At 36.5% G+C, this 10,931-nt stretch carries 11 protein-coding genes; 9 read left to right on the top strand and 2 right to left on the bottom strand.

Annotated elements, in window-relative coordinates:
- The gene (locus ACOI1D_RS04685; protein ID WP_422499611.1) at positions 1-1,017 is read right to left on the bottom strand and encodes a DUF3048 domain-containing protein; all 1,017 of its coding nucleotides are present in this window, start codon (positions 1,015-1,017) and stop codon (positions 1-3) included.
- A 289-nt stretch (positions 1,018-1,306) separates the two neighbouring features.
- Between ACOI1D_RS04685 and ACOI1D_RS04680 the strand changes: the two genes are divergently transcribed.
- The 4 genes from ACOI1D_RS04680 to ACOI1D_RS04665 all read left to right on the top strand — a co-directional run bounded on the left by ACOI1D_RS04680 (position 1,307) and on the right by ACOI1D_RS04665 (position 5,879).
- A complete protein-coding gene (locus tag ACOI1D_RS04680) occupies positions 1,307-2,008 on the top strand; it encodes a nuclease-related domain-containing protein (protein WP_422499609.1) in 702 nt (233 codons plus the stop codon).
- Between the two features lie 130 nt (positions 2,009-2,138).
- Positions 2,139-3,221 carry a CdaR family transcriptional regulator gene (locus tag ACOI1D_RS04675; protein ID WP_422499607.1) on the top strand — a complete coding sequence of 361 codons (1,083 nt, stop codon included), beginning with the start codon at positions 2,139-2,141 and terminating at the stop codon, positions 3,219-3,221.
- A gap of 119 nt (positions 3,222-3,340) precedes the next feature.
- Entirely contained in the window at positions 3,341-4,474 is a 1,134-nt protein-coding gene (locus ACOI1D_RS04670) for a glycerate kinase (RefSeq protein WP_422499605.1), read from the top strand.
- Positions 4,475-4,520: 46 nt separating this feature from the next.
- Complete coding sequence (locus ACOI1D_RS04665; RefSeq protein ID WP_422499604.1) at positions 4,521-5,879, top strand: GntP family permease; 1,359 nt, start codon at positions 4,521-4,523, stop codon at positions 5,877-5,879.
- A 125-nt stretch (positions 5,880-6,004) separates the two neighbouring features.
- Here the strand turns inward: ACOI1D_RS04665 and ACOI1D_RS04660 are convergent, their stop codons facing one another.
- A complete protein-coding gene (locus tag ACOI1D_RS04660) occupies positions 6,005-6,661 on the bottom strand; it encodes a GntR family transcriptional regulator (RefSeq protein WP_422499623.1) in 657 nt (218 codons plus the stop codon).
- A gap of 237 nt (positions 6,662-6,898) precedes the next feature.
- Here ACOI1D_RS04660 and ACOI1D_RS04655 point away from each other — a divergent pair, with 237 nt between their 5' ends.
- From ACOI1D_RS04655 to ACOI1D_RS04635, 5 genes are all read left to right on the top strand, one after another.
- Positions 6,899-7,717: a transporter substrate-binding domain-containing protein gene (locus tag ACOI1D_RS04655; protein WP_422499602.1), complete on the top strand. Its 819-nt coding sequence runs from the start codon at positions 6,899-6,901 to the stop codon at positions 7,715-7,717.
- A gap of 21 nt (positions 7,718-7,738) precedes the next feature.
- Positions 7,739-8,890 carry a saccharopine dehydrogenase family protein gene (locus ACOI1D_RS04650; protein ID WP_422499601.1) on the top strand — a complete coding sequence of 384 codons (1,152 nt, stop codon included), beginning with the start codon at positions 7,739-7,741 and terminating at the stop codon, positions 8,888-8,890.
- Positions 8,891-8,932: 42 nt separating this feature from the next.
- Positions 8,933-9,586: an amino acid ABC transporter permease gene (locus ACOI1D_RS04645; RefSeq protein ID WP_422499600.1), complete on the top strand. Its 654-nt coding sequence runs from the start codon at positions 8,933-8,935 to the stop codon at positions 9,584-9,586.
- A 54-nt stretch (positions 9,587-9,640) separates the two neighbouring features.
- Positions 9,641-10,387, top strand: coding sequence for an amino acid ABC transporter ATP-binding protein (locus ACOI1D_RS04640; protein ID WP_422499621.1), 747 nt, complete (start codon positions 9,641-9,643; stop codon positions 10,385-10,387).
- Positions 10,388-10,564: 177 nt separating this feature from the next.
- The gene (locus tag ACOI1D_RS04635; RefSeq protein ID WP_422499599.1) at positions 10,565-10,795 is read left to right on the top strand and encodes a hypothetical protein; all 231 of its coding nucleotides are present in this window, start codon (positions 10,565-10,567) and stop codon (positions 10,793-10,795) included.
- Positions 10,796-10,931: the final 136 nt, after the last annotated feature.

Here is a 10,931-nt window from a genome sequence, read left to right as displayed (position 1 = left end):
CTAATACGAAACATTATTTCTTTTTTGAGCGTCAACTACCTGAATCCAGGTTTTCCCTGGGTTAAGGGCAACACTATCACCATTTGCATAGAAATGAATACCATTTTTCTCTTTTTTCCACATGCCTTTCACAACCTGGCCGTCTAAGAAAAATTCGGCGTCTCCTTCCCCTGTTAAGGTGATATCTATTCTACCTGCTGTATCGCCAGGAATTGGTTGATGTGCAGCATAGATAATAATTACGTTGTTTGCCTTAATTTGTTCCCCAGTTTCACGATCAAAATGAGGTCTGCCTTCTAGATAGCGGTTATACAGATTCGTCTTGGAATCAAACTGATAGGTAACCCGAGTGAAATTATTATAGGTAATATCTAAAGTAGTTGAAGCTACAGATTCTTCATAATGAGCATTTTTATCAAATGTGAATTTATCATTTGTAAGTTCCTGGTTGAAATTCTCTAATTTATTCGTGTGTAAATAAGCATTATGTGGAGCAAACCTACTATTGTCTCTTTTGAAATATTTCCCCTGATAGATGCCATCAATCGTAGGAATTGAGAGATTATCTAACCTAGCATACGCTTGTGGTGAGCCTCCGAAGTGAATATAGGGCACATTCCACGATTCAGCAATCGGTAAAAAATAATGTCTCGAACTTCGAACTGGACCGACCTTCTCCGGGATATGATCATTAAAAATAGCAAGAAACCGTGTAACGTTACCTTCAACTTCCATCTCATAAACAATATCTGCATCCGCAAGCCCTGTATGTGGACGAGCTTTAGGGGAATTTTCAACCATTACAGCAAAATGGGTCTCTGGGTCATTTTCACTAACAGGTAGCCCAGTCGTAGGCGATGTAGGACCTTGATTTACAACAATAGGTACCGCTTTTTCTTCAACTGTTATTTTGCTTAATCCAGCTTCCTTTGCTTGTTCAATAGTCATTTCGTTTTCATTACAACCTGTAAGTACTGCTGAAAGAGTTAAAACAAATAAGGCAATCTTAAATTTCATGTTAGGCTTCCTTTCTCGTGTATTATATCTCTATCTAGTATAAATATTTTTGAAAATAAATAATTAGCCACTAATTTAGTATGGATTACTACAATTTGATTTTACCATGAAACGATAGCAGTGAAAGGATCTTTCGTACTTTTTAACAGTAGAGAATTTTTTCTGTAATTATGTTTGATGTAAGTTAAGTTTTCTAAAAAATGTTGCTTAATAAGCCGATAACTAACAGAATGTAATTATTTTGTAATTTTGGCTGGTAACTAAGTCTATGAAACAGGAGGGATAGGAAGTGGGAGCTTTAATATTTTGGTTCATTTCAACCTTTTTAGTGGGATTCGGAATTTTTATTTTTCCTAAATACATGCGATACAAGGGATCAAATTACGGTGATGCTAGTGGTAATAGCTTAATAAAAACTATATTTGATACAGGGAATTATGGTGAATTTTTGACTTTTTCCTACCTCGAAAAGTTAAAGGGACATCATCGCCTACTGACAAATCTATACATTCCAAAGAAGGATGGGTCTACAACAGAGATCGATTTAATTATGCTTTCCCAAACAGGTATTTATGTATTCGAATCAAAGAACTACAGTGGATGGATTTTTGGTGATGAAAAAAATAAAAATTGGGTACAGACTCTTCCGAACAAACAGAAGAACCGATTCTTCAATCCTATCTGGCAGAATAAAGGGCATATCAGTGCATTGCAATACACTTTGGAAATGAATAATGACGAACTATATAAGTCGTACATAATTTTTAGTGAGCGTTGTACACTGAAAAAAATGAAAGTGACATCTCAAAATGTTAAAGTAATGAAGAGAAATGCGCTAATTAAGACTATAAAGAAGGATATTATGGGTTCTATTAATATGATGGAAATAGAAGAGGTTGAACAACTATACTTAAAGCTTCTAAGATACACAAAGGCTGAAGAGGCAGTAAAAAAGGCTCATATTGAAAGTATTAGGGTAAAAAAGTTCTAGTCTCGGTATTATAAGTCTTAAGATCATAGGTTAATATTTTATAATACACTAGACCTGCACAAACCAACAGAGTATGTGCAGGTTTTGTCCACCTCGATAAAGAAACCACTATTAATAAGGGAGGCCAACCATGCAGATAACAACTGAATTGGGACAGGAAATAATTGAACGATTATCAGAATATATAGAGGTTGACATTAACATTATGGACTTGAATGGCAAGATTGTTGCAAGTACAGACAGTTCACGCATTAGTCAAATTCACAGCGGTGCATTAAAGGTAATTCAGAATCAGCAATCTGTTATTTTAACTGAAAAAGATGTGATTAATTTCCCTGGAACCAAACAGGGTGTTAACTTACCTATTTTACATCAAAATAAAATCAAAGGCGTGGTTGGTGTAAGTGGTAATCCTGCGGCTATCAAACAAATTACCAGTATTATTCGTGCTTCTGTTGAAATAACATTGGAACAGATAAATATACAAAGGCAGGCATATTTTAAAGAAAGACAGTGGAGTCATTGGGTGCACCAACTGTTACATCCAATGGGTTTTGAGATAGAACAGCTTGAGGAAGATGCGATTTATTCATTAACTATTAACCCAAAGCAATCCTGGCGTTTACTGGTTTTCACCGGCGATGATATCCACGATTGTTTAGATCCTATTCGTCAAGAACTTCTAGGAGCTAAAATAAATAATTTGCTTACATTGCCATACCTTGGTAATGAGATTATTGTTGCGATTGATCCAGTTTTTGATCGAATCGACGACTTTGTAAATAAAATTATTAACCATTCTAAGAAACAGGTTCATGTTGGAGTAGGAAATGTTGAATTTGGTATAAAAGGAATTCGGGAATCCTATTTCCAGGCTAAAAAGTCTCTCGCGTTTGCAAGCGCCAACAGCAACATTACATATATTGAAGACAAGAAGCTAGAGCGACTGATAGCATCCATTCCTGATCAAGAATATAATGCTGTTTGTAAAAATTACGAAATTCTACTTCATAATTTGGATAAAGAATATCTAAACACAATAGAAGTCTATTTATCTATGAATTTTTCAATAAAAGAAACAGCAGGAAAGTTACACATACACCGAAATACACTGCAATATCGTCTGGATCAGTTAAAGGAAAAAATCGGATTAGATCCTAGGTCTGTATACGACGCATTCATTCTAACTATTATATTAAGAACGAAAATATAACTGTGCAGATGCACAATTTTTTATAATTATAATCTGAAAAGTTTGTATATAAATACAATTGTAAGCGCAGCCATTTTCAAGTTAAATAGACTTAAGACATTAGTAGAAGGGGCTCCATTATGAATATAGTTATTGCACCAGATTCATTTAAAGGAAGTTTAACAGCTAAACAAGCATCTGAAATAATGGGAAAAGCCGTGTTAGAGGTTCTAAAAGATTGCAATGTGCAAATTATGCCTATGGCAGATGGAGGAGAGGGCACACTTGAAACACTGCTCGTATCATCTAAAGATGCCGAGCGAATTCCAGTAAATTGTGTTGGACCAATTGGTGAAAGAATTGATACTTCCTATGGGATTGTAAACAAAAAAACGGCAATTATCGAGTGTGCTAGTATCGCTGGATTAACGCAGGTTCCTGAAGATAAGCGTGACCCTACCTTCACGACATCCTATGGAATTGGTGAAGTCATAATTGATGCTCTCGACAAGGGATGCACATCGTTGATCATGGGACTGGGAGGCAGTGCGACAAATGACGGTGGGTTAGGAATGTTGCAGGCTTTAGGTATGGAGGCTTGGAACCGAGATAGCACGCGATTAGGTCCATTTGGTCGTGATCTCTTAAATGTTGAAAGCATTAGTTTTGCAAACTTTGATACCAGGTTACCAGATGTTGCTATAAGGGTAGCATGTGATGTCGACAATCCGTTGTGTGGAAGTATGGGAGCAAGTGCAGTATATGGTCCACAAAAAGGTGCAACACCAGAACAGGTAAAACAGTTTGATAATGCGTTAAATAAGTATGGGAGTTTGATAGAGGATGAAATTAATCTTCCCTATAAAAAGCATGCTGGAGCAGGTGCTGCAGGGGGGTTAGGTTTCGCACTCTTGGCTATGGGAGCAAATTTAGAATCCGGAGCTAAACTAATAGCAGATACAAGCAGACTTGAAAGGCAAATTAAAGGTGCTGACCTTGTTTTAACTGGTGAAGGACAAAGTGATGAGCAAACGCTTTTCGGGAAGGCGCCGGGATATGTTGCTGATCTTGCAACGAAATACAATGTCCCTGTTATTTTAATATCCGGAAGCCTCGGAGGTAACTTGGATAGTTTACAGGAAAAGTTTGCTGGATGTTTTTCAATTATCAATAGTGCGCTCACATTGCAGGAGTGCATGGAAAATGCAGAGAAAATGTTATTTGAACAGACAAAACAAATCGTTCATTTTATTAGTAGTTGTCAGTGCAAATAGCTTTAAGAAAATTGTGTTTTTATTTTAAAAAAGGGGTGAAAGAGGTATGGAAGGTTTCGGTCTTATATTATTAATTGTTGCTGGTGTTTTGTTTATTATTTTTGCTACCGCTAAGTTAAAGTTACATCCGTTTCTATCATTATTATTTGCAGCATTTGGAATCGGTATTTTGTCAGGACTTCCTTTATCAACTGTAACAGAAGCTGTTAACAATGGCTTCGGTGGGTTAATGGGTGGTATTGGTCTAGTTATTATTTTTGGAACTATTATTGGTGTGATTCTGGAAAAGTCAGGTGCAGCATTACGGATGGCGGAAGTTGTCCTGAGGGTCGTTGGGGAAAAACGTCCACAAATGGCAATGAGTCTGATAGGAGCTATTGTTAGTGTTCCAGTATTCTGTGATTCAGGTTATGTCATTTTATCTTCCTTGAAAAAAGCACTTGCTAAACGTGCTAAAGTGACAATCGCATCGATGGCCATTGCGCTGTCGACAGGTTTGTTTGCAACACATACATTGGTTCCGCCAACACCAGGGCCGATAGCTGCAGCTGGTAATATTGGGGCAGAGGATTATCTTGGAACTATTATCCTAATGGGAATAATAGTAGCTATTCCGGCAATAATTGCAGGTTATTTATGGGCAATGAGGGTTGGTACTAAAATCAAGGTTGAAGGTGAAGATGAAGAACTTTCCTATGATTATGATACTATTTTAGAAGAATTTGGTGAAATGCCATCAACTATTAAGTCATTTGCACCGATTGTTGTACCAATTCTATTAATTGGACTCAGTTCAGTTATAACATTTGCAGGATGGACGGGCGCATTATTTGATGTCTTATTATTTGTAGGTTCACCAGTGGTTGCACTATTAATCGGAGTACTGTTTGCATTCTTGTTACTACCTAAGTATAACCATGAAACATTAACAGATTGGATCGGGGTTGCAATTAAAGAAGCAGCACCAATTTTATTGATTACTGGTGCAGGTGGGGCATTCGGATCTGTTATTAAAGCTACGCCTGTAGCAGCTTTCATCCAGGAATTTGGTGATAGCGCATTTTTCACAGGAGCCATGTTTGTATTCATTCCGTTCCTGATTGCTGCAGCGTTAAAAACAGCACAAGGTTCATCTACAGCAGCGTTGGTAATTACATCTTCATTAGTTGCACCACTATTACTGGAATTAGGTATAACAGGTGCAATACCGCTTGCTTTAGTGGTAATGTCAATTGGAGCTGGCGCAATGGTAGTATCCCATGTGAATGATAGCTACTTCTGGGTAGTAAAGGAATTTAGTGGCATGTCTGTGACACAAGCGTATAAAGCCCAGACAGCCGCAACCCTATTACAGGGTGTTGTATCGATAATCGTGACATTTATATTGTGGATGGTTTTGGTTTAGAAGAGACAGTTTTTATGATTAAGTTATTAATGTAAAGCGCAGCTCCTGGATTGGGGGCTGCGCTTATTGTGTGTTTAACAATAGAGGACATATCCCCGTTTTACCTTTACTGGGGAATGTACCACTTATAAGTTTGTTTCAAATATTGAAGCTAGATTTTTATATTCTTTAGGAATGTTAAGGTTATTAATTGCGTGATCAAAATGGTCTGTAAGGCAAGTTTTTAACTGATCAAGATCTTTTTGTTGGAATAACTCTATTATTTCAAAGTGTTCTTTAAACCCATATGGTTGCGATGAGGAATCTTCGAAATAAACATCAAAAAGAATTAGATAAATAGATGTTTGTTTAATAAGCTTCTCAATATATTCAGTTAAAAACCTATTATCACATTTCCTAGAGAAAATCATATGAAAGTTTTCATTTTCCTTTAAATAGCCCATCATATTTTTGTTAATTAAAGCTTCTTTTTCTTTCTTAACAGTATTCTTCAGTTCCATATAGTCAGTCTCGCTTAGGTTATTAATCGACCTCTCAGCTGCCATAATTTCTAAATTTTTCCTTAAATCGTAAGCTTGTATAATTTCATTTCTTGATGGGTTTGTAACAAAGGCACCTTTGTTAGGGACAATATCAACCAATCCTTCATCTGCTAACAGAGTTATTGCACTTCTAATCGGTGTTCTACTTACATTTAATCTTTCAGAAATTGTATTTTCAACTAATTGATTTCCTGGTGGAAGTTGTCTTGTTAGAATAGCTGCTTTTAATTGGTTATAGATAATTAGTTTTATTGACTCTTTTTTTCCTATTTTAAATCCCCCTTAAATTAAATTGTCTGATTAAATTCTTAAGATTAAAAATATATTGACAACTTTTAGAGTTGAGTATACACTACTATTACATTGTACTACAATATTGAGCAACAAAACAAAAAAAGAGCAATTAAAAATAAGGAGGAAAGGCAATCGCTCTTTTATGTAAGCGCTGTCAAAAAATGAAATTTGGAGGGTGAGAAAATGAAACGTTTTTATCAAATAACCGTCATTTTACTTCTTATGTTAGTAATTTCAGCGTGTGGTGATAGTCAAGAGACCAGTGGGGATAAAGAGAATAAAGAAAATACAGAGGATACTGTTCTTTCCACGGTAGAGGAATCGGGTGTATTACGGGTGGGATTTGAAGGAACCTATCAACCTTTTAATTACTTAAATGATGAAAATGAATTTGCAGGATTTGATGTCGATATAGCTAATGAGTTAGCAAGCAGACTCGGTGTTGAAGCTGAATTTATTGCTACTAAGTGGGATAGTCTGATTGGTGGTCTTAAAGCAGATAAATTTGATGTCATTATTGGCCAAATGACTGTAACGGAAGAACGGAAGAAAAGTGTTGATTTTACTGACCCATATGTAGTTACTGGTTCAGTTTTAATTACAAGGGAAGATGCAACTGGCATTAGTGAGTTAGAGGATATCAAAGGGAAAAAAGTTGGAGTTGGTGGAGGTACAACCTTTGAGGAGGTTGCGAATAGTGTTGAAGGAGCAGAAGTCGTCCTTTACAAAGCCGTTACTGACTATATTCAGGATTTAATTAATGGGAGACTGGATGTAATTATTAATGATCAATTGTTAATGAGCTACAACATAAAAGAAGAAGGCCTCCCAATTAAAATAGCAAGCGATGTTGTCAATAAAGATGAGATTGGTATGGCTGTAAAAAAGGATAGCCCTGAATTTGTTGCTAAGTTAAATGAAACGCTTGCTGAGATGATTGAGGATGGCACATACGAAGAAATTTACAAGGAATGGTTTAATTCAGAACCGTTGGTAAAATAACATTTTTGGGAGGTATAGCTTATGGAAGTTGTTGTTTTAGGAACTGGAATGATTGGTACAACTGTCGTTCGAGAACTTGTTAAGTATGAAAATATTACAAAAGTAACTGCAGTTGATGGTTTTAGTGAAAGTATTACTAGGTGTTTAGCTATTGCAGACAATGATAAAGTGGTCGGGAAGTTAACTAACTTGCAAAGAGAAGAAGACATTGTTGAGGTGTTAAAAAATGCTGATGTAGCAATCGCATGTTTGCCACATTCCTTAAGCTTGCCTGCCATTCATGCTGCAATTGCTGCTAAATGTAGTTTAGTAGATTTGGTTGGGTCAAAATTTGAAGAGAAGATGGAGTTGGACGGACTTGCTAAAGAAGCAGGAATAGTTGTTGTACCGGGGTGTGGTGTAGCCCCTGGTATAACGAATTTTTTAGCAGCACAAGGAATTGAATTGTTAGATGAGACGGATGAGGCAGTAATGATTTGTGGAGGGATACCGAGACACCCACTACCTCCATTGTGGTATCAGGTGGTCTTTCGATTGGAAAGCGTGATGGGTCTTTATACTAGACCTGCAAAAGCAGTTGAGAACGGTGAACTAATTACATTGCCTGCTTTATCGGGGCTTGAAACAATGAATTTCCCGAGTCCCGTCGGAGAATGTGAAGTTGTCATAACAGATGCACATAGTACTGCATACACACTTAAGGATAAGGTGAAAAAGCTTTATGAGAAAACAGTCAGGTACTCTGGTCATTGGAGCAAAATGTCTGTACTTGCCGAACTAGGATTTTTTGAAGAAGAAGCCATTGAGATTGATGGAAAATTAGTAAGTCCAAGGAAGGTAACTGAAAAAGTACTCGAACCAAAGCTTCGTGGCGATTCAAACGAAGATATAACAGTTTTGCGTGTCGTAACAAAAGGTAAAAAAGATGGACAAAACATAACGCATACATGGGAAATGATTGATTTCTACGATCACAACCGTAATATAACTTCAATGGCAAAAACTACAGCGATCCCAGCTATGTTATTGGCTACTTGGATTTTAAACAAGAAAGTCACGGAAACCGGAATAGTTCCGGTTGAAAATATAATTGTTGGTGATCGATTTAATCCTTTCATTGAAGAATTAAGTAAAAATGGCATTGAAATTAACTACAAGCAGGAATCAAGCTAGATCGTTGCGCTTTAAGCAAAAAATTCGATGGAGGGTTATTTCATGGATTTTTCAATCATTTTTGAATCATTACCACCACTATTAAATGCTACGCTTGTAACGATTATGTTAGCTGTAGTTTCGGTAGTATTCGCTTTAATTTTGGGCTTTTTTTCAGCGCTAGCAAGGATTTCAAAAATAAAACTATTAAAAGCGATTGCATCGGTCTATATATCGATATTTCGTGGAACTCCTCTATTGGTTCAAATATTTGTTATTTACTATGGGTTACCTCAAATAGATATTGTTATGGATCCGATTTCATGGAGTATATTAGCGTTAAGCTTAAATGCAGGTTCCTATTTATCTGAATCCTTTCGTGCTGCAATATTGGCAGTCGATAAAGGACAGATGGAAGCTGCGGTGTCTATGGGTATGACTTATGGCCAGGCAATGAGGCGGATCATTTTACCACAGAGTATTCGTATAGCTATTCCAACACTGTCAAACACGTACATAACTCTAATAAAAGATACTTCGTTGGTATCTGTTATAACAGTGACTGAACTACTGCAAATGTCTACATTAATTATTGCTAAAACGTTTGAACCTTTGACAATTTATTTAATTGCAGCTGCTATCTATTGGGTTGTTATAACATTTTTCACTGTGTTACTGGATCGGATGGAGAAGCGGACTTCACGACATGTTGTTTAAAAACTTGCCATTTATTCCACTCTTGAATGCCGTTAGGAGGTTAACGATATGGAGATAGTAAGCGTCCAGAACATAAAAAAGACTTTCGATAAAAATGTTGTGTTACAGGACATTAACCTTACCGTTGATAAAAGCGAAGTTGTTGTCATAATGGGGCCAAGTGGTTCTGGTAAATCAACATTACTGCGATGTATAACATTTTTAGAAGAGCCAGATATGGGTATTATCAGGCTTGGAAAAACTGAAGTTAAAGCAGATTTAAAGGCAAGTAAAAAAAGGAAGTCATCAATAAGGGAATTACGTCAAAACACAGGCTTTGTATTTCAACAGTTTAATTTGTTTCCACACAAAACTGCCCTTGAAAACGTAATGGAAGGTCCAATTGTAATAAAAAAAACAGACAAGAGTATAGCGAAGGAAAAAGCTATAGAGTTGCTCGAGAAAGTAGGTTTAGGAGACAGGATGGACCATTATCCAGCTAAACTTTCAGGTGGGCAACAACAGCGGGTTGCAATAGCCAGAGCGCTTTCTATGGAACCAATGGTGATGCTGTATGATGAACCAACCTCAGCTTTGGATCCAGAATTAGTACGCGAAGTTCTCTTAGTTATGAAACAATTAGCAAAAGAAGGTATGACGATGGTTGTTGTAACACATGAAATGGGATTCGCAAAAGATGTTGCTGACCGGGTTATTTTTATGGATGAAGGTATGATTGTCGAGGAGGGAACTTCTGATCAGATATTTAATCATCCTAAAGAAGAAAGAACGAAGCGGTTCCTAAGAGATGTAAGTAAATAAGACACAAGTTCGTTGGTTGAAGCGCAGTTCCTGGAATGGGGGATTGCGTTTGTTAAGTTTAAAGCTGAAATATATACATTATTAAAATTATATAAAATTAGTAGTTTAGAAGAAAAATAATCTGGTAATAGAATAATATAAGACAAAATAACAATTAGAGGAAAGGAGCATATAAGCATGAAGCTTAAAAAGAATGTAGTAAAAGTAACAGGAATTGCAGCATTATCACTAGGGATTTTAGCTGGTTGTTCGGAGGAAACTGGGGCTAGCGAAGATGAGTTCCTTACTAATGATGAAGCAGGACAATTCTATACTGAGGAAGAATTGAACACATGGGCAGAAGAAAATGGTTACGTCGATGAGGAAGAATTAAACCTATGGGCTGAAGAGAATGGATTGCTAGAGTAAAGTCCATAATCAACATTAATTAGATAACAAATGAAAGAAAACTGCTGTCACGCTGAGAACTTGGCGTGATGGCAGTTTTTTTTGGTATCTATCTAAGACATAACAAAAGTAGGATTTTTTTTACGACTCTCGATTT

It is taken from the genome of Virgibacillus sp. DJP39, from assembly GCF_049310925.1.
Classification (GTDB): Bacteria; Bacillota; Bacilli; order Bacillales; family Amphibacillaceae; genus Virgibacillus_F.
This window is presented reverse-complemented; position numbering and strand designations above follow the sequence as displayed.

Coding starts and splice junctions, on each gene's coding strand:
- ACOI1D_RS04685 (WP_422499611.1), bottom strand. CDS start 1,017: ATGAAATTTAAGATTGCCTTATTTGTTTTAACTCTTTCAGCAGTACTT.
- ACOI1D_RS04675 (WP_422499607.1), top strand. CDS start 2,139: ATGCAGATAACAACTGAATTGGGACAGGAAATAATTGAACGATTATCA.
- ACOI1D_RS04670 (WP_422499605.1), top strand. CDS start 3,341: ATGAATATAGTTATTGCACCAGATTCATTTAAAGGAAGTTTAACAGCT.
- ACOI1D_RS04665 (WP_422499604.1), top strand. CDS start 4,521: ATGGAAGGTTTCGGTCTTATATTATTAATTGTTGCTGGTGTTTTGTTT.
- ACOI1D_RS04655 (WP_422499602.1), top strand. CDS start 6,899: ATGAAACGTTTTTATCAAATAACCGTCATTTTACTTCTTATGTTAGTA.
- ACOI1D_RS04650 (WP_422499601.1), top strand. CDS start 7,739: ATGGAAGTTGTTGTTTTAGGAACTGGAATGATTGGTACAACTGTCGTT.
- ACOI1D_RS04645 (WP_422499600.1), top strand. CDS start 8,933: ATGGATTTTTCAATCATTTTTGAATCATTACCACCACTATTAAATGCT.
- ACOI1D_RS04635 (WP_422499599.1), top strand. CDS start 10,565: ATGAAGCTTAAAAAGAATGTAGTAAAAGTAACAGGAATTGCAGCATTA.